Source organism: Agrobacterium sp. 33MFTa1.1, assembly GCF_004328495.1.
Taxonomy (GTDB): Bacteria; Pseudomonadota; Alphaproteobacteria; order Rhizobiales; family Rhizobiaceae; genus Agrobacterium; species Agrobacterium pusense.
The window spans coordinates 338,816-357,511 of sequence record NZ_CP036360.1 but is presented as its reverse complement, the minus strand read 5'-3'; the positions used below and the strand labels follow the sequence as shown (position 1 = coordinate 357,511).

General features: G+C 56.0%; 17 protein-coding genes and 3 pseudogenes. 3 read left to right on the top strand and 17 right to left on the bottom strand.

What is annotated here, in order from left to right:
- Positions 1-105 precede the first annotated feature (105 nt).
- Together EYD00_RS25105 and EYD00_RS25100 are read right to left on the bottom strand one after the other, a co-directional pair.
- On the bottom strand, positions 106-951 hold the full coding sequence (locus EYD00_RS25105; protein WP_051674324.1) for a DUF1236 domain-containing protein: 846 nt from the start codon (positions 949-951) through the stop codon (positions 106-108).
- A gap of 32 nt (positions 952-983) precedes the next feature.
- Entirely contained in the window at positions 984-1,289 is a 306-nt protein-coding gene (locus EYD00_RS25100) for a DUF1236 domain-containing protein (RefSeq protein ID WP_034499680.1), read from the bottom strand.
- A 234-nt stretch (positions 1,290-1,523) separates the two neighbouring features.
- Between EYD00_RS25100 and EYD00_RS25095 the strand changes: the two genes are divergently transcribed.
- Together EYD00_RS25095 and EYD00_RS25090 are read left to right on the top strand one after the other, a co-directional pair.
- Complete coding sequence (locus EYD00_RS25095) at positions 1,524-1,919, top strand: DUF1236 domain-containing protein (protein WP_034499950.1); 396 nt, start codon at positions 1,524-1,526, stop codon at positions 1,917-1,919.
- A gap of 286 nt (positions 1,920-2,205) precedes the next feature.
- Entirely contained in the window at positions 2,206-4,449 is a 2,244-nt protein-coding gene (locus tag EYD00_RS25090) for a methyl-accepting chemotaxis protein (RefSeq protein ID WP_034499677.1), read from the top strand.
- 40 nt (positions 4,450-4,489) lie between these two features.
- Here the strand turns inward: EYD00_RS25090 and EYD00_RS25085 are convergent, their stop codons facing one another.
- From EYD00_RS25085 to EYD00_RS25040, 10 genes are all read right to left on the bottom strand, one after another.
- A complete protein-coding gene (locus tag EYD00_RS25085; protein ID WP_034499674.1) occupies positions 4,490-5,368 on the bottom strand; it encodes a MurR/RpiR family transcriptional regulator in 879 nt (292 codons plus the stop codon).
- Positions 5,368-6,432, bottom strand: coding sequence for an ABC transporter ATP-binding protein (locus EYD00_RS25080; protein WP_034499672.1), 1,065 nt, complete (start codon positions 6,430-6,432; stop codon positions 5,368-5,370). Before EYD00_RS25080 ends, EYD00_RS25085 begins: the two co-directional genes overlap by 1 nt.
- Positions 6,429-7,178: a glycerophosphodiester phosphodiesterase family protein gene (locus tag EYD00_RS25075; RefSeq protein WP_034499670.1), complete on the bottom strand. Its 750-nt coding sequence runs from the start codon at positions 7,176-7,178 to the stop codon at positions 6,429-6,431. The genes EYD00_RS25080 and EYD00_RS25075 overlap by 4 nt, the downstream gene beginning before the upstream one ends.
- 13 nt (positions 7,179-7,191) lie before the next feature.
- Complete coding sequence (locus EYD00_RS25070) at positions 7,192-8,001, bottom strand: carbohydrate ABC transporter permease (RefSeq protein WP_034499667.1); 810 nt, start codon at positions 7,999-8,001, stop codon at positions 7,192-7,194.
- A complete protein-coding gene (locus EYD00_RS25065) occupies positions 7,991-8,860 on the bottom strand; it encodes a carbohydrate ABC transporter permease (RefSeq protein ID WP_034499665.1) in 870 nt (289 codons plus the stop codon). Before EYD00_RS25065 ends, EYD00_RS25070 begins: the two co-directional genes overlap by 11 nt.
- A 59-nt stretch (positions 8,861-8,919) precedes the next feature.
- On the bottom strand, positions 8,920-10,179 hold the full coding sequence (locus EYD00_RS25060) for an ABC transporter substrate-binding protein (protein WP_022557163.1): 1,260 nt from the start codon (positions 10,177-10,179) through the stop codon (positions 8,920-8,922).
- A 174-nt stretch (positions 10,180-10,353) separates the two neighbouring features.
- The gene (locus tag EYD00_RS25055) at positions 10,354-11,604 is read right to left on the bottom strand and encodes an ATP-binding protein (protein ID WP_034499662.1); all 1,251 of its coding nucleotides are present in this window, start codon (positions 11,602-11,604) and stop codon (positions 10,354-10,356) included.
- A gap of 526 nt (positions 11,605-12,130) precedes the next feature.
- The gene (locus tag EYD00_RS25050) at positions 12,131-12,892 is read right to left on the bottom strand and encodes a glucose 1-dehydrogenase (protein ID WP_034499657.1); all 762 of its coding nucleotides are present in this window, start codon (positions 12,890-12,892) and stop codon (positions 12,131-12,133) included.
- 40 nt (positions 12,893-12,932) lie between these two features.
- Positions 12,933-14,006 (bottom strand): PQQ-dependent sugar dehydrogenase, encoded by a 1,074-nt coding sequence (locus tag EYD00_RS25045; protein ID WP_034499948.1) that lies wholly within the window; start codon positions 14,004-14,006, stop codon positions 12,933-12,935.
- A gap of 121 nt (positions 14,007-14,127) precedes the next feature.
- Positions 14,128-15,210 carry an alpha/beta hydrolase gene (locus EYD00_RS25040; RefSeq protein WP_034499656.1) on the bottom strand — a complete coding sequence of 361 codons (1,083 nt, stop codon included), beginning with the start codon at positions 15,208-15,210 and terminating at the stop codon, positions 14,128-14,130.
- 278 nt (positions 15,211-15,488) lie between these two features.
- Between EYD00_RS25040 and EYD00_RS25035 the strand changes: the two are divergent.
- Positions 15,489-16,378: pseudogene (locus EYD00_RS25035) on the top strand (LysR family transcriptional regulator).
- 303 nt (positions 16,379-16,681) lie between these two features.
- Here the strand turns inward: EYD00_RS25035 and EYD00_RS26295 are convergent.
- From EYD00_RS26295 to EYD00_RS25015, 5 genes and pseudogenes are all read right to left on the bottom strand, one after another.
- A pseudogene (locus EYD00_RS26295) lies at positions 16,682-16,765 on the bottom strand (hypothetical protein); the annotation flags it as partial.
- A pseudogene (locus tag EYD00_RS26465) lies at positions 16,765-17,042 on the bottom strand (IS110 family RNA-guided transposase); the annotation flags it as partial. The pseudogenes EYD00_RS26295 and EYD00_RS26465, both read right to left, overlap by 1 nt.
- Positions 17,043-17,144: 102 nt before the next feature.
- Positions 17,145-17,510, bottom strand: coding sequence for a response regulator (locus EYD00_RS25025; RefSeq protein WP_034499653.1), 366 nt, complete (start codon positions 17,508-17,510; stop codon positions 17,145-17,147).
- 146 nt (positions 17,511-17,656) lie between these two features.
- Complete coding sequence (locus EYD00_RS25020) at positions 17,657-17,938, bottom strand: hypothetical protein (RefSeq protein ID WP_022557154.1); 282 nt, start codon at positions 17,936-17,938, stop codon at positions 17,657-17,659.
- Positions 17,939-18,085: 147 nt separating this feature from the next.
- Positions 18,086-18,427, bottom strand: coding sequence for a hypothetical protein (locus EYD00_RS25015; RefSeq protein ID WP_034499651.1), 342 nt, complete (start codon positions 18,425-18,427; stop codon positions 18,086-18,088).
- Positions 18,428-18,696: the final 269 nt, after the last annotated feature.

The window sequence follows — 18,696 nt, the reverse complement described above, 5'->3', positions numbered from 1 at the left end:
AACTCGCAGAGCAGCGGGGGAAATTTTGCGGCTGAGCACGCAAACAACCGGTCAAACTGTTGGTCGCAAGGTGGCGACCAACAGGATGAATGGCAACGACGGTGGTCAGATCGTGAGAACGTAGACAATCTCGTAGGTCGCAGGATCGATGATGATGATCCGTTCGTCAGCAAGAACGATATATTCGTAATCACGGTACTGCGGAACGATCTGGATCACGCGCGCTGGGAGCTTGTGAAGCCTAACGGTTCTTGGAACCGCGGTTCCAACAGAAATGCTGAATGTCGGGCGGACGGGTTCGACCTTGTTTTCGATAATGACATTTCGGATTTCGGTGCGCTGCTCGGTCGTGACATTGACGTTCACTTGCGAACCGGCCTTCTGCTCTTTTGTCGCCGCAGATGGTGACCCTGAGACATCGCCGTTGGTCGCACCAGCAGTGCCTGTCGTTTCAGTCTTGGTTTTGGACGAACCGGTGGTATCCGTGCTTTTCGTGGTCTCGGCCGCATCCGGGGTCTTGGGAGTCGTCACAGATCCGGACTTCCTGTTTGTTTCGCCGGAATCGGCTCCCGCTTTTGTTTTCCCGGCAGGCTCGCCGGCATCCGTTCCACCTGCATTTTGATGCCCGGCGCCTTTTTTCTGTAACGGCGCTTCGGCGTTCACGGGCGGTTTAGCCTGGCTTTCACTACCAACCGCAGATTTTGTATCCGCCGCCGGCGTCTTTGTCTGCGTCTGTCCGGCTGCGTCCACACGACCGCTGGCGTTTCCGGCCTCGGAATTGCCCTTGGTTTCGGTAGCGGTGCCGGGCGTGTTTTGCTTTTTCGGCAGCAGTGCGGGGTTTGTTTCGCTTTTCGTCTGTGAAGAAGCGTCCTGTGCGACAACAATATATGGCGTCAGAGTGGAGCTCGCGATAAGTGCGGCCAGAAGAGTTATTTTTGATGTACGTGACATCTTTTCCTCCCATCAATCGTTCGTGCTTTCGCTTAGTTCATGATCCTGATGACCTTGCGGGTGCCGGGATCGACGATCCCTGTCTTTCCGTTAACGACGACGTAGCTGTAGGTGACATCCGGTGCATCAATCCTGTGAAGCTCCACCGTTTCCGGAAGGGCAGTGCCAACCACGACATCGACATTTGGCACATCCACTGAGGTGACCGTGTGCGCAGTCACGTATTTCTGGATCACAACTTCCTGTTCCGGGTTGATCACGACAGTCTGCGCGTGCAGAACGCTCGACGTGCCCATAACGATCATTGCAGCCGTCATTGCGAGGACTCGGGTTTTCATATCTCTTCACCTTGGCAAGTGTTGCTCTTTACCTGCGGTCGCAGGTGGAGCCTCAAGCAAATTGGGTGGAAAGCGTTCCCCGTCCGGGTACTAAGTCCCATCGTCATCGGACTTTGGCCGCAACGCCCGTCGCTAGCGCGGCGCCGTGTAGGGCACAAAGTCCTATGTCCGGAACGGATGCAGATCGAAAAATATTGTTTGGCTGTGGAAATTCTGCCCGAAGGAGGAACACTCATGCAGATGAAACAGCTTTCTTTCCTGACGTTCGCAATACTGGTCGCCGGCGGAGCTCAGGCTCAGGAATCGACTGTGACCGGCGCAGCCGGCGGCGCGATTACCGGGGCAATCGTAGGCGGCCCGGTCGGCGCAGCCGTTGGTGGCGTCGCGGGCGCCGTCGCAGGCACAGCTATCGATCCGCCGCCACCGCGCGTCGTTACTTATGTTCGGGAGGCTCCGATGCCGGCCGAGACAGTTGTCGTGAAGGAAAAGGTCGTTGTCGGCGAGCCGCTTCCTTCGACTGTGGTCATTCATCAGGTTCCGGACGAACCGAAATATTCTTATGCCATCGTCAACAAGCAGCGAGTAATCGTTGAACCGACCACGCGCAAAGTCGTGCAGGTTATCAACTGATGGCATTGCCTGCCGGGTTTTCTTCCCGGCAGGCCTTTTATAGGTATTTAAGTCCTCTTAAGCTGCGGCATCTCTTCGTTTTTCGTCTTATCATCAAGGCTGAATCTCCGCGAAAGCGCTCTGTCATCGACATATCCACATTCGTCAAGTTTTATCGAAACCGACCTTGAGTGCGCAGTTTAACGAACTGTAAATACTGATGTATTCACAAATAATTTTCATCAAATTTTAGGTTTTACTAAATAACGATCGCCGCGGGGAAGCAATCACGCCAGGGGAAATCTAAGTGTCCGTCATTACCGTTAAAAAACCGATCTGGATCAGAATAACAGCTTACGGCTTTGCGTCCGTGCTTTTTGCGAGCGCGGCAATCGGCGGATTGGCATGGTATCGTCAAAACGAGATGAATTCGCAAGCTCTTCACAGTAAGGCAGAAAGCGACCTCCATGTTATTCAGACAGATATGGCAGCCATACAGCGCTCCGCATCGGCTCTAGCGCTGACGCTCGCCGGAGAACCGGATATTGCCGGCTACATCCAGAATAATGATCGCCAGAAACTTCTCGATAAATTCTCGTCTAACATCAAGGCCGTGGCACAACAGGGCGGGTTGCAGAATTTTACCGTAGCGGATGCAAACGGAAATGTAATCGCCCGCGTGCACGCGCCTGAGAAATTCGGCGACAACTATCTGGCTCGCCGCAAGACAGTCGGCGCGGCGGTCACAACGGGAAAAGTGGCGGCAGGAATAGAACCGGGCCGAACCGGAATTGGCGTTTATGCCGTCGCGCCTGTCTTGGCCGACGGAAAGGTCGTTGGGGTGGTAGACATCGGCACGGAACTATCCAACGCCTATTTTACACCTATCGCAGAGCGCATTGGCGCTGAGATCTCCGTGAATGTCGTCCAGGACGGAAAACTTGTTAATCAGTCCTCGACAGATGGAGGCAAGCCCTTCCTGTCGGACGATATACTTCGGTCAGCATTCGATGGCGCGTCGGTGTTTGAACAAACTGTGCTTGATAACCGCGATATGCTGATCAAAGCGGTTCCGTTCACGTCCTTCGCTGGCGATAAAATAGGCGTCTTCGAGATCGGTACTGATGCGACTACGCTTTTGGCGGAGGCCCGTTCATCGCTTTGGACCATGATCGCTGTCACTCTCCTGACCTCACTATTAGCTCTTACTGCCTTTTTTCTGTTCGCTAAATCTCTTGGCAATGCAATCGGCCGCCTGACGGGCACGATGACCAGGCTCGCATCCGGTGATCTTTCAACTGATATAGACGGTGAGGATCGCTCTGACGAGACCGGTGCGATGGCACGCGCCGTGCGGGTCTTCAAGGACAACGCCTTGAAGACAAGGGAACTCGAAAATCAGGCGGATGAACAGCGGCAAATGACCGAGGAGCAACGGCGCCAAATTGCCGAGCAGGAACGTGTCCGTGCAGAGGCGATGGCAGAGGCCACAAATGGGCTTGCTGCAGGGCTTAAGCGTCTCGCCTCAGGCGATTTGACGGTCACTCTTGAGCACAGCTTCGCACCGGATTTCGAAAGCTTGCGAACAGACTTCAATGCAGCTGTCGAACAGTTGCAAGGGACACTCGGATCGGTTTCGCGAGCCGCAGCGTCTATTGACAGCGGCTCGCGTGAGATCAGCCAGAGTGCCGACGACTTGTCGAGGCGGACCGAACAACAAGCGGCTTCTCTCGAAGAGACTGCGGCCGCCCTTGACCAGATTACGGTGAATGTCACCAATTCCTATAAGCGCGCAGAAGAAGCACGAAATACCGCAGTTCAGGCAAACGACAGTGCCCGCCAGTCGGGGACCGTGGTGGCCAAGGCTGTTGAAGCAATGGAGCGGATAGAACAATCTTCAGGCCAGATTTCCAACATCATTGGCGTGATTGATGATATCGCCTTTCAGACCAATCTGCTCGCGCTCAACGCAGGCGTTGAAGCCGCGCGCGCGGGCGAAGCGGGAAAAGGCTTTGCAGTGGTCGCCCAGGAAGTTCGGGAACTTGCCCAGCGTTCTGCCAATGCAGCGAAAGAAATCAAAAGCCTGATCAGCAAGTCCACGCATGAGGTCGACAACGGCGTCAGGCTGGTCAGCGAAACCGGCGAGGTTCTCAAAACGATCGAGGCTTACATTGTCACGATCAACCAGCACATGGACTCCATTGCCACGTCCTCCCGCGAACAATCGGTCGGCCTGTCCGAAGTCAATACCGCTGTCAATCAGATGGACCAGGTCACCCAGCAAAACGCAGCCATGGTGGAGGAGGCCAACGCTGCTGGCGCAACTCTTGCCGCAGAAGCTGTCCGGTTGCGCGAGTTGATCAGTCAGTTCCAGTTGGGGCGAGGTGGCTTGGCTGCGTCGCATGAGACGGCGGGACTTCATCACATGGCCTCTGCCATGGCAGCAGCATCTGGCTCCGGATCGCTGACAAGGCGGTCGCGGAACGCCGCAGTGGTCTCTGCTGGTTACGGCAGTGCTGCACTTGCGAATAACACCTGGGACGAATTCTAGGGAACCCCCATCGCATGATCTCCTCTGCCGTGGTGCACTCTCACCCGGCAGTCAGACGTGACGATGCGCGGAACGATCTGAACTCGCTCAGCGACTGCAACGACCGCCCGTTGTCGATGGACGCCAGATCGAGGATAATCGCATTGGCAATCGTCATAGGCACAACAAGCGACTGCGATTCACCTGGGTTACCTCGTGACACCAGTATTTGATGACAGGGAGCAGGATCGATCCTCGTGCCCCCGACGTCCGTCACAGCCAGCGTTTTTGCCCCTCGCCGCTTTGCAATCTCGCGTACTTCCTGGATAAGCGGAGGTGTCCGACGGAAGGCGAGAAACCAAACGACATCTTCCGCGGTCAGTGCTGCCAGCACTTCCGCAAGCTGGTGCATCCGGCTCGCCAGATCGATCGCTTCGTAGCCGGAGCGATTGAGGCGAAGCGCAACAAGCGATGCGAGCGCCGAAAAATGTCCGCATCCGAAGACAAAAATCCGGCGACTGTCGCGCACGATTGCGGAAAACGCGCGAATATCTGCGTCGGATACGGCGTGGCGGACCTGTTGAAGAGCCGTTATCTCGCTGTCCAGGACCGACGCGAGCAGACCGTTGTCTTCGGCCCGCACCAGCCGCGCAGCCATGCGCGCTGCAGGGCTTTCGAAGTCTCCCTCCCCCTCCGTTAAACTGGACTGCAGGAAACTCCTGAACTCGGGATAGCCTTTGAACCCCAGGCGACGGGCCAGCCTCACGGCCGATGCTGGATGAACGCCCGCGCGAGAAGAAACATCCTTTCCGTTTTCCATGGCCGCACGGATCGGATCTTGTAACAGAACGTCAAGAAGGCGCGTGTCGGCCTCTGTCAGCTTCGTCGAATAGCGATTGATAAGATCGCTGAGTGCCAATGGCGCATCTTGTTTGTTCATCAACTCGCCGCCCCTCGTCCTTCCGTGTGGCCACTGGCAGGCAAATCGATGCGGTCGCCGTTTTGAGGATCAAAGAACAGAGCACGGTCAAGATCGAAGCCGATCCAAAGCTGCTCAGTCTCCCTTGTCACCGTCTTGCGGGGGGCGGAAACGGTCAGGCGGCCCGCTGGAGTCTCACAATGGAGGAGCATGTCTGATCCTGTCATTTCGGAGAGCAGGAGGCGTCCAGGAAGAGCTGGTTGGTTGGGCTTTTCATGGTGGACGGTGAGCAAGTCAGGCCGCAGTCCCACAGTCACTTTCCCTGCTCCCGTCCAGCCTGGAAGGCTGTTGGATGCGAGGAAGTTCATCGGGGGACTTCCGAGAAAACTGGCTACGAAACGGTTCGAGGGACGGTCGTAGATCACCTCGGGGCGATCGAATTGCAATAGATGCCCGTCCCTCATGACGGCGATACGATCGGCAAGCGAGAGCGCCTCGGTCTGATCATGGGTGACGTAAATGATCGTTGCGCCCAATTGCCGATGAAGCTCCTTGATCTCCGTGCGCATTGAGATACGAAGGGAATTGTCGAGATTGGAAAGCGGCTCATCCATCAGGAAGATTGCGGCATTACGCGCCATCGCTCGGCCCATGGCGACACGCTGGCGTTGACCTCCCGACAACGCGGCGGGCTTACGATCCAGATAAGCATGCAGCTGAAGGGTTCTGGCGACCCTTTCTGCTCTCTCATTACGCTCTGTTTTGCTCATCCCGCGCAGCTCCAGGCCGAACGCGATGTTGTCGCGGACCGTCATGTGCGGATAGAGCGCATAGTTCTGGAAAATCATCGCGATGTCGCGATCTTGTGGGGGAAGATCGTTGGCGCGCTTTCCGCCAATCTCGATCGTACCTTCCTCACATTTATCCAGACCTGCGATCAGGCGCAGCAGTGTGGACTTTCCGCAACCGGACGGACCGACAATGACCACGAACTCTCCCGGCTCGATGTCGAGCGACACCCCGTGAAGAACTTGAGGTCCGTTGACGTAGGCTTTTCGGATGTCGCGCAAGGAGATGCTGCTCATGACGCCAGGTCTCCACGACGTTCTGCGCGCAGTGCAATTGCAAGCGTGGGCCGGTCTGTCGTAAAGACCTTCACTCCGAGTTCGAGGGCTTTGCTTATCTGCGCGCGCGTATGAGCCGCCCAGCACCCGAACTGAAGCCCGGCGCTCTGCACATTGGTCATCAGCTCCTGATCGGCGGTGTCGATGTGAACACCAATCTCGGGGATCCCGTGATCGATGGCTGTCTTTATCACGATGGCTGGACCTAACTGTCTCAAGACAGGTGGACTGACGAGCCATAGCCGAGGTCTGGTACTGACATTCTCGAGTTCGTCAAGGCAGGGTATGAGAAAGGAAGAAAAGGTCGTGCGCTGAAGCATCGAGCGGCGATCAAGTGTTGCGACGACCTGTTCAACGAAACCATCATAGGCAATGCCCTGGGCGTCAGGCTTGATTTCGCAGCGGAAGTCCACAGCGCTCTTCGCATATACCGCGCACAGTTCCTCCAGCGTCAACGGGTGGCCACCAGCGCTGTAACGGATCGTTGCGGCCTTCACCTCCTTGAGTGCCATGTCGACCAGCGCACCCGTGGTGTCAGTTGTGGCATCGAGCGTGGCGTCGTGATGAACGACAATAGCGCCGTCCGCAGTCGGATGGACGTCGAACTCGACTTCTTCGAGCGCCATTGTGGCGGTCGCGGTAAAGCCTGCCGGCGTGCTGTCACCGAACTCAAGCGTGCCGCCGCGGTGGGATGCAATACGTGTCATGGTCTATCCTGGATTACTTGACGGCGCCCATGGTGATGCCGCGCACGAGATGGCGCTCCACCAGAAGGAAGCCTAGGAGAACGGGAAGAATGGTTATCGTGGAAGCAGCCATGACGAGTGGCCAGTCGATCAGACCCTCCCCGGGGTTGATACGATAGAGGCGCGCAAGCCCTATTTGGAGCGTATACAGGTCCTGCTTGCCGACGGCGACCAGCGGCCAGATATAATTGTTCCATTCCGTCATGAAGATATAGAGCGACATGGACGCAATCGCGGGGCGCGACAACGGCACGATGATGCGCCATAGCACCTGGAGCGACGTTGCTCCATCCATGTACGCAGCTTCATCAAGCGCTTTCGGGATGCCCCGAATGTATTGCCGCAAGAAGAAGGCCGCGAAGCCATTCGATATGGCAGGAAGGATCAGGCCGGCATAACTGTCCAGCAGACCAGCCTTGGCCAATGTCAGGTAATTCGGAATAAGGCTGATGTGGCTCGGGATCATGAGCGTTGCGACAGTTGCTGCGAACAGAAAGTCACCGCCCCTGAAAGAATATCGCGCGAAAGCGTAGGCCGCCATGGTAGCAAAGGTGATGCCGAGCAACGTCACCAGCCCCGCAACGATGAGACTGTTCAGCAGATAACGCGCGAAGTTGTATTGCCCGACCGCGCGCGCATAGTTGTCGAGGGTGAACGCGACATCACCCGCATAGCCGGCATCTGCCGTCTGGAAAGACATCCAGATGGAATAGAGCACCGGTGAGAGGAACAGCAGGCCAGCGACCAGAGCCAGTCCGGCGACAAGTGGGTTCTCAGGCTTCATAATGCACCTTCCGACCAATGATGCGCGACTTCAAAATCGCGAGCCCAACCAGCAGAATGAACAGCAACACCGCGAGCGCCGACCCACGCCCGATATCAAAAAGCACGAACCCGATCTCATAGAGGAGGTTGACGAGCATGTCGGTTGCGCCAGCGGGACCGCCCTTCGTCATCACGTTGACGATCGTGAAGACCTGGAAGGCCTCGATGATTGAAATCACCAAAAGGAAATAGGTGGTCGGCATGACCAGGGGCATGGTGATACGGCGGAACACATGCAGACGCTTGCCGCCGTCGACGGCGGCTGCGTCATACAGTTCGTGCGGAATCGCCTGCAGGCCGGCGATGTAAATGACGATGTCATAGCCAATCTGCTTCCATGTATTGACAAAGATCAGTACCCAGAGCGCCAGATGAGGGTTCTGCAGCCACTGAACCTTGCCCAGACCAAAGACGCCGAGCAATGCGTTGACCATGCCGTAGTCGGTCGAGAAGACCCAGGAGAATACGACAGCGATAGAGACAGTGGACGTCACCGAGGGCAGAAACAGAGCTCCCCGCAGCAGACGCACGTGCATGGACTCTCGAACGAGATGGGTAGCGACAATCAGTGCCAGCCCGAGCCTCAGCGGCACGGATAGTACTGCAAACAGCGCCGTCACCCAGAGGGAATTCCAGAGTTCGCGCGAGGCCAGCAACTGCTCGTAGTTGCGAAACCCGACAAAGGGCATGCTCGGAGACAGGAAATTCCATTCGCGGAAACTCAGATTGAGGCTTGCCAGGATGGGAATATAGGTGAACAGCGCGATGAAGATCATCAGCGGCGCGACGAAGAGATAAGGTGTGAGCTTGCGAAGCATGTCATGACCGCACCGACAGACGCTCGGGACGTCCGTCGGTGCCCTTTTTTACGAGAAGATCAGTTGCTGAGGCGCTTTTCTTCGGCGCGCGCCTGCGCAGCAAAGTCCTTCATGGTCGCGTCCACATCGCGCTGACCGAGCGCCATCGCCTCCCACATCTTGTATTCGGTGGTGCGCATCCAGGTGACGACCGTCGTGCGGGCACGGCCGTGGGCGACAGGCAGAGATTCGATTGCAACATCGATGCCAGGCTGCGTTGCGAGAGCTTCCCTGGCGACCGGAAGATCCGCGCTCTTCTTGTTGATCGGCAAATAGCCTGTTCCGGCAAACCAGGTTGCGTTTGCTTCGGGCGACGCAGCATAGCTTATAAATTTGTAAGCAGCGTCCTGCACATCCTTCTGCGACGTCGACATGATGCCGATTCCAGCACCGCCGATCGGAACGGAACACGTCTTGTTGCATGGCATCGGCCGCACAACCAGATCGTCTCCCAGTGCCCTTTTTGATCCGACGTAATTGCCAGTCGAGTTCATCATGATCCCGACCTTCCCGGCGAGAAAGGCGTCTCGGCCGTTGTCTTCCTCGGTCACACCGTCCGGTGATGCGACCTTGCTGTCCTTCACAAGCGATGCCATCCACTGATAGGCTTCAATCGTGTTTGGCTTGTCCAGAAGGATTTCACCGGTCGCTGGATCGACCAGCTCGCTATCATTGGCCATGACCAGACCCCACCGCGCGAACTGGCCCGGCGCTGCGATACCGGAGATGCCCTGGGCGCCAAGCTTCTCGGTGATGGTTCTGGCTGCAGTGGAGATATCTTCGAATGTTTTGAGAGGCGTATCAGCCGGAAGACCCGCCCGGGCGAATATGTCCTTGTTGAAATACAGAACCGGAGTAGACGAGTTGAACGGCACAACGAAATTCCTACCGTTGATCACGCCGACTTCGCGGGCATAGTCGTAGAGGTATTCCTTTAACGGGTCGGCATCGAAATATGACGTAAGATCAGTCAGCAGGTTGTTGTTTGCGAACAGACCATAGCGTGTGACTTCAAGGATAACTGCATCCGGTGCGCGGCGTGCGGGAATGGCTGCCTGCAGCTTGGCGATGATGTCGTTGTAGCTGCCGACATACTCGGCCTCGATATCGATCCCGGGGTTGGCGGCTTCAAAACCTGCGATGATCTTGTCGAGCGTTTCGCCGTTGGATTTGTTGAAGCTGTGCCAGAACTTCACGGTTGTGGCGGCATCAGCCGACGAAACGCCAGCGGCGAGTGAAACGATGCTAGCCGCAAGGGCGGTCTGCAATTTCTGTAACATCCGTATCTCCTGTGCAAAAACAATTGCAATGGCGGCTGTCTAGCAATTGCAGAAGACACTTTCTTGAAGGTCTTGCGACGTTTTGATGACTGGGTTGGAAAGGCTCGTGGCCTTGCAACTGCGATGCCCGGTGTGTTCGCCTTGAAGGGAATCGAACTTAAATCCTGCCCTTACTTAATCGCCCCAGAGACAAGATAGCGGTATCGCCGCAAGATTATCACCAAATGGCAGGATCTTGTCGCCGTCGTACAGCACCCAGCCTGCCTTAAAGGTGCGTCCGGTGGCCACGGCTACTTTGCGTAAGCCTTTGAAATCTGCTGCGGTCACCGTTGCCGCGGCCTTGACTTCAAGTCCAACCATATTGCCAGCTTCGTCTTCGAGAAGGATATCTACTTCGTCCTGATCCTTATCCCGATAGTGATGACAGGTTGATTGGACTTCGCTCCAGGTCGAAAGCCGGAGGATTTCGCCAGCGACAAACGTTTCCAGCAATGAACCAAATAGTCCTCGGTCACTTGAAATTCGATCGATCGTCATTCCGACAAACGAAGCTAAGAGCCCGCTATCGAGAAACAGGAGCTTTGGTGTCTTAACAAGACGCTTCAAAGGGTTTCGAAACCAGGGCTCGATGCGACGAACTAGGAACAGCTGTTCGAAGAGTCCGATATATCGCCGGGCGGTCTTGTCATCGATGCCGACCTGGCCGGCCAATTGGGTGAAATTGAGCAACTGTCCCGAATGATGCGCGAGCGCCCGCAGAAGCTGCGGCATTTGGTCCAGGCGTTCGACGTCGGCAATTTCGCGCACATCTCGTTCAACGATGGCTCGTATGTATTCTCTAGCCCATGCGGATCGACGGCGGGGATCGCCACGACCGACCATCTCAGGATATCCGCCGATGAGCACTCGCTCCATCAGGTCGTTTCCGACCGTTGGATTGCGAGGCGCTATGACCGTTCCGGCAAAAGCGGAATCGAGGAAGTTCGACTGGTTGCGTCGAATTTCGGACTGAGCTAGGGGCAACAAGGTAACGACTTCCATCCGCCCGGCCAAACTATCGGAAATCGTCGGAAGTGCGAGAATGTTTGCTGAGCCGGTTAACAAAAATCGCCCAGGCCGCCGATCGTTGTCTACAGCCTGTTTTATGGCACGCAGCAACTCCGGTGCACGCTGCACCTCGTCTATAATGGCGGTATCAATCTGACGAACGAAGCCGACTGGATCGGTCTTTGCTGATAGTAAGGTCGTTTCGTCATCTAACGTGAAATACGGACGATCTGTCTGGAGCAGGGTTCGAGCCAACGTCGTCTTGCCACACTGCCGCGGTCCGTTCACAAGTACGACTGGCGTATCTTTGAGCGCGACCCTAATTCGCTCGGCTGCGCCTCTCGGATAAAGGAGGTCAGAAGGATTTTCCCCTTTCAATCTATTTTTCCTCCTGATCGCTACCAAATTCTAGGATTGCCGATGCGTTCAGGTCGGAGTTTACATGCGTCCAATTCGGATTGCAACTTCGTCCAATCCGGAACTTACTGCCGTCCGTTTCGGAAACTTGATGGGGACGAGCCAGCTATCGAGAAGAGTGAGCGGAGGCGTGTTGGAGTGAGGATTCAAATCGTATTGCTCTTGATCGCAATCGAACCCTCGTTCAATCCGAGGTAACTCACTGATTTAGCGTAACAAGGTAATTGTTTAAGCGCATGTCTCGATCAACCCGTCTCACTAATCGACGACCCTATGGCTGTTGGCGTCAATGGCGGCGCTAGGAGCAGCGCTCGCCTCATTGCAAAATATCGAGCCCAACGCTAGGACGCCTGCCAGTGCCAACCCCACACATACTCGAAAGCTGGAGAAGAAACTCATCAGTTCCACCTTTTGTATAAAGCGAAAAAGAGCCTGAAGCTCCCTCCGCGCTTGGACAGGGAATGGCTCGTCCACAACCCGCTCGTGGCTACTGGACGGTATAACCGCCATCGACGGGAAGAGCGTGTCCGACGACATAGCTGGACGCGTCGCTGCACAGCCACAGGACCGCGTCGGCGATTTCTTCAGCTTTGCCGAGCCTGCTCATGGGGACAACCTGCATCAGAGCATACATAGCGTCCGGTTGTGTCTCCAGCATTCCGGTCACCATCGGGGTTTCGATAATGCCTGGGCAGATCGCATTGATCCGGATTCCCTTAGGCGCGTATTCGAGGCCGGCACTCTTGGTCAGTCCGACAACGCCGTGCTTCGAGGCATGGTAGATGCCGCGTTCAGCGATCCCGACCAAACCACCGAGGGAGGAGTTATTGACGATCGCGCCGGAACCCTGCTTGCGCATCTGCAGAAGTTCATACTTCATGCAATTCCAGACACCCCTCAGGTTGACCCCCATGACGAAATCGTAGTCCTTGGGGTCCGCGTCAGCAGTCTCGGCGACGGGACTCTGTACACCGGCATTGTTGAAAGCCGCGTCTAGACGCCCGAACTCTGCGACCGTCTGATCCACCATGGCCGCGACCTGCTCCATGACGGCGACGTCGCACTGGATGGCGATCGCCCGGTAACCGTAAGAGGTCAGAGCTTCAGCCGCAGCACGCACTGCCTCTTCATTGACGTCGGCGAGAGCAACCGCCGCTCCGGCCTCGGCGAAGGCTTTTGCTGCGGCAAGGCCCATGCCGGAGGCTGCACCAGTGACCAGGGCTACCTTGTTTTCGAAAGAGATATTCATAGCATTTACCTGTTGTTCTGAAGGGGTGATGCGTCGTCCGTCAGTGTTTGGGCGACAGCTTGATGAGGCGATCGTCTGACGGCCCCTCGCCTCTTGGTGATCGGTTTGTCGTGATGGCGTAGATGTCATTGCCGGTGGAAAGCACATCCCTGTATCGATCTTCCGACTTGTAAATTGGCTCCAGTTCGTTCGCCTGCGGGCCGAGAACGTAAATTCCACGTCCGACGAGTGTTGCTACCAGAAGCTCCGTTCCTCGGAAGGAGATCCCCGAAGGTGCCCAGGTTTCGTTGCCGGAGTGAAGGTAGGCGGCCTGCATTCCCTGGCGTTTCCTGTCGCCGTCTGTGAGCGGCCACCCAAAGTTCAGACCTGGCTTGATGTGGTTGATCTCGTCGTGGGCAGATTGGCCGTACTCGGCGACGAACAGTTCCCCGGCTGGATCCCATGCCAAGCCTTGTGGATTGCGATGGCCGAGCGAATAGACGTACGACCCGGCGATCGGATTGTCGGAGGGCATCTTGCCATCCAGCGTCATTCGCAACACTTTTCCGGCTAGGTTGGTGATGTCTTGCGGAGCATCGCGGTTCTCCGTCCAACCCGTCGTGACGTAGAGATTGCCGTCGGGGCCGATTGCGAGGCGACCGCCATTATAGAGCCTGTGTCCCGGGATATCTGCGAGCAGGGTGCGGGTCTCCCGCCATGAGGTGCCGTCGAAGACAGCTTCAATGACCTTGTTTCGTAGGGAGCCGTCGAAGCGGTAGGTATGATAGAAATAGGCTCGCCCCGAGTTTTCGAAATCCTTGGCAAGCGCCATTCCCAACAGACCGCCGCCGCCTTCGCGGGCGATATCGGCCGTGGTGTGCAAGACATATCTGCGCATTTGGCCATTCTGGACGAAGACAATATTTCCAGCGGCCTCCGTTACGAAGACCCTGTCGCCTCTGACCTCGATGTCCCAAGGATAGTCTAGATTCTCGACGACGGTCTCGACGTTCCAGTCGCCGGTCGACATGCCGACGACGGAGCTGTGCGCAAGGCTCTCTGCTCGAACGGCAGAGATTGCCGCTGCGTCGAACATGCACGTTAGCGCGATCGCCGATATCCGGAGCTTCCTCATGATGATCACCGTTGTGAGATTAATTACGAGCTTAGCCAACTGTTAGGGCAGTCAGCGGAAGGCCTGATCGTTACAGATCATGCCCTCCGCCGGAGATCCGAGCAGCCCCACGGGCCCCTGGTCAGGCCGACAGATGGTGGTCGAAGAATGCCTCGAGCTTATCCCATGGGATCAGATCGACCTTGTCATAAAGATCCACGTGGCCAGCGCCGGGAACGATGAACAATTCCTTGGGATCGGCAGCCTTCGCAATTGCCTGTTCGCTAAAGAACCGCGAATGGGCATTCTCGCCAGCGATCAGCAGGACGGGCCGTGGCGAGATCATATCGACGTGGTCGAACGGACGGAAATGCAGGTAAGACGGGTCACCGGACACATTCATGGCGGTCGTCGCGCGGGGATGAGCACCACGTGGCGTGCGATAGTAGTCGAAGAACTCGCGCGTGATCGCGTCCGTCTCTGATGTCAGAGCATGCGGGAGCTCGCCATACTGCTTCTTTCCACCGGAGGCTTCTGCCCAACGTTGCTCGCCGATTTTGGTGAGCATGTCGATCCGAACATCGTCCTTCATCTCCTCGCCGCCCCAGGCCCACTTGGCGCCGCCCATGTCGTACATGCTGACGGTCGCCACGGCCCTCAGGCGCGGGTCGATCTGCGCTGCGGCAAGGGCAAAACCGCCGCTGGCGCAAACACCGATGACACCGATCCGGTTGCGGTCGACGCGCGGGTCGAGCCCTAAGAAATCAACACCAGCACTGAAATCTTCGATGGTGGCTTCCGGGGACGAGATGAAGTGCGGCTGGCCGCCGCTTTCGCCATTGTAAGAGGCGTCGTGTGCGATCGTGATAAAGCCACGTTCAGCCATGGTCTGGGCATAGAGGCCGGACGTCTGCTCCTTGACGCCACCGTAGGGATGACCGACGATCAACGCGGGATGCCGGACCGAAGCATCGAGGTCCTTCGGAACGTACATGTCGGCAACAAGATTGATACCCAGTCGGTTGACATACGATACTTTGCGATGCTCCACGCGGTTGCTTTGCTTGAATGTCTTGTCCCAACTTCCGGAGTACTGAGCCAGTGCAGGATTTGCAGCGAGCGACATAACCGCGGCAGCTCCCGCTCCTGTTAGCTTGAGGATGTCGCGCCGGCCGAAGCCACCCCTTGCCTGCTGCTCATCGGTTTGTTCGTGTTTCGTGTCCATCGCCATTCTCCCGTACCGTTTGTGGTTGCAGGACGAATGTAAATTGAATGACCCCAATTGATTATCCGCTGCAAACTGCAAGCGCTTATGCATGCCGCACATCAATCCGCATCCGCCAAATCAGTTACCGCTTATCTCAGAACGCCTTGTATCGAGCTTCGATGATCCATGACGTCGTTATTTGCCTGGCACTAACGAGGCAAGGAGCGCATTCGGGACGACAACTTATTCTTCAGGAGCTATAATCCAAGGTGACAATAGCAGGGAGGACGACTGAAATGTTGCGGACGAACGTAAACGACCTGCTCGCCTTTATCGTCGTGGCGCGTGAACGAAGTTTCACCAAGGCTGCCGCTCAGTTAGGTATGTCCCAGTCAGGCCTCAGCCATTCAATCCGGGCCCTAGAGACCCGGCTTGGGTTCGCCTGCTAACCCGGACAACCCGCAGCGTTTCGCCAACAGCTGAGGGCGAGCGATTGCTGAACTCAATCGCTCCCCGGTTCGAGGAAATTGAGGGCGAACTGTTTTCGATCACGGAACTTGGGGACAAGCCCGCCGGCACCATCCGCATCACCGCCGAGGACTATGCAATCGATACAGTCCTTTGGCCGAAACTTGAGAGGGTTCTTCACCAATATCCAGACATCAAGGTCGAGTTCATCGTCGACTACGGTCTAACTGACATTGTTGCGGAACGCTTCGACGCCGGTGTCCGGCTGGGGGAGATTGTATCCCAAGGCATGATCTCAGTTTCCATAAGCCCAGACCAACGGATGATTGTCATTGGCAGCCCATCGTACATAGGGAGGCACGGCATCCCTGCGACGCCCCAGGAGCTTACTTCGCATCAATGCATAAACCTGAGGCTCCCGACGCACGGCGGGACTTATGCATGGGAGTTTGAAAAGGACGGTGAGGAACTGAGGGTCCGGGTGGATGGACAAGTGATCTGCAACGGCATCAGGCAGATTATGAATGCAGCCGTCAGCGGATATGGTTTCGGGTTCGTCCCGGACGGCCTGGCGATGCCAGACATAGAATCTGGTCGGTTAGTGCAAGTTCTTTCCGACTGGTGCCCGTCGTACCCTGGCTACCACCTATACTACCCGAGCCGCCGACAGTCGTCCGCGGCATTCAGGGTTGTCCTTGAGGCGCTCAGGCAGAGATGACGGATAATTATCTACTCGAGCATGCGGACCGAACAAAACTTGGCGCCGGCACTAATTTACTCTTGAAGGGGTCGAACCGCCGACCCGCAGTTTAGTGGGTTTTATTGGCAGCATCTTGCCGATCCGGGCAACAGTTTGCTTGCCGGAGTGGCCGGTTTGAGGCCGGGAGCGGACTGTCCGGTGGTGGACGCATTTATCGGATAGTTGTCGTTCAGTTACCAGACCTCCAAACAGACGTCTGATGCCGCTCGTTTACGCATGCGGGGGGGCCGCCATTGTAACATGGCGGCAATTTAGCCATGCTCAGAGGTTTTCCGTGTAGAAAGGGATCAGTTTCGCCAACGCTTTTTCGACCGGCTCCGGTTTGTCATAGAGGTCATAGTGCGATCCACAGCATCGTTCTTCTCGCGCTTTACGAATGGACAGACATACTGTGGTGTTATCAGCCGTACTTCATGGCCGAGTTTCGTCAGTTCGCGTGACCAGTAATGAGCCATCCCGCAAGCCTCCATTACGACTATCGAAACGCCCTGCCCGGATACAAACTAGGAAATGCTGCCGGGATAGCTTCCGCCGAAACCTGACCTCTCCGGAAAGCGAAGCTCCATGAATCTTGGAAAACGTTCTTCGCGAAATCGCTCCCACTCATAGTGTTGGATGTCATGCCGCCGTCCTTTCACCCGTTGGGTTTAATCCGGCCATCCTCTGACAAGAACGTGCGGGGTGCGTGTACCATCAATCACACCATCTATTCAACGGGACCACGTTAATGGAGGGTTGACGCCGGTCCAGGCGAGCCAAAAAGAACGTCAGCTATCTTGCGGAGATGCTTCCTATCACCGCTAAAAGCGTAGCCTTCCGAGTTCACATCGATGAAAGATGCGAAAACGAACGGCGTCGCCATTGATTCCAGTAGCATGGCTAAGCGTAACATCATTTCTACGTCAACTTTGACGTCAATAATTGCCCCGTCGACATCGCCGGCTTCCAACAGGTTCAAGACTTGCTCGACAGAAGAAACAGGGCCTGCAACGGTGGCTCCGGCGGCAGTAAGTTGCGCATGGCACGCCGCCGTCAAGGACGGACGCCGCTCTACCACTATCAGCTTCTTGCCTCTGAAGGCGCGTAACACAGGAATATCCTTACTCGTTCTGCGCTCGCCCGTGCTACGCCAGAGATAGATTTCTGCTAGAGAAAACTAAGCAGCGCAAGTGGCGTTGTATTACCGCTTGCCCATAACTGACCAGCGCAATCGCCGGCCAACTTGTGAAACGTTGATCACTGGTCGGAGTCGCCGCATTGCGATTCGGTATCTTTTTGCAGCGCCACTTCTATTTCCTCCGCGGACACCTGCAAAAACTGGCGCTTCACTAATTGGGAGGAGATAGCGGGTATCTCAAGGTGTGTTGCGACGGGTTGATACGAAGGAAAACTGAGACCTTCAATAAGTTGTTCATCAACGACCAGACGATATGTTCCAGCTTCCAAAGGTGCTACTAATCCATCCAATACGAACGGATTCGCGAAGGTGATTTCTTTGTATGTCGTTCTTTCTTTCATACCCTTACACTCTTTCCTGACACGTCATTCACACCGCGCCGCAACGTTTATCCTTGACCGTCATCGCTCTCCACTAAGTGGATTTCGACCCCTGAGAAGGATTAACAAAGAGATTGCCTATAGCGCGCCGGCTTCGTTCTTCCAGGGCTATTCATTAGCCCCAATTGATCGACCACTTGCCTTCCTGAAAAAGCTGAGGACGTATATCGTGTTGCGCGGGACACTTCTGATGGTCTCAAGGACAGGCCGTGATTGGTAGGATTGAATGAGTGAGTCCGCATTCCCAAGACGGCGTTTCAATTGTGCTGCGAGAACATCGGCAGATGTTTCTCCCGCAAGAAACAGTCTCATTACAAGAAACGCGGCCGTGTTGAATTGTCGCTGGTCATTGCCCAGCAATGTGGCGTTATAGCCCGCACTCTTCAAAACTGACTGGATCATCTCCATCTCTTTGGGGGAGATGGCTGCAAAACTGGGGTGGGAAGACATAATGTCCTCCTCTCGTTGGGGCTAGGGTAACCGACCCTCAACCAGTAGTGCCCGTGACATCGCTACCGACGCCTTACAGTGCGCCTGAATAGCTTAAGACGCAAGCGAATACGGTTTTGGAAAGCTCCAGAGAAGTTTACCAGCCATTCGCTGGTCATTATTGAGCGGCGGCTGCGTTCTAGCACATTGGAATTCCCTTGCTAATGAACCTCAAAACGCGCAAGCTCGTTCCTTCGGTAGCTTTTTAAAGGGCGTTACCGCTTCAAGGT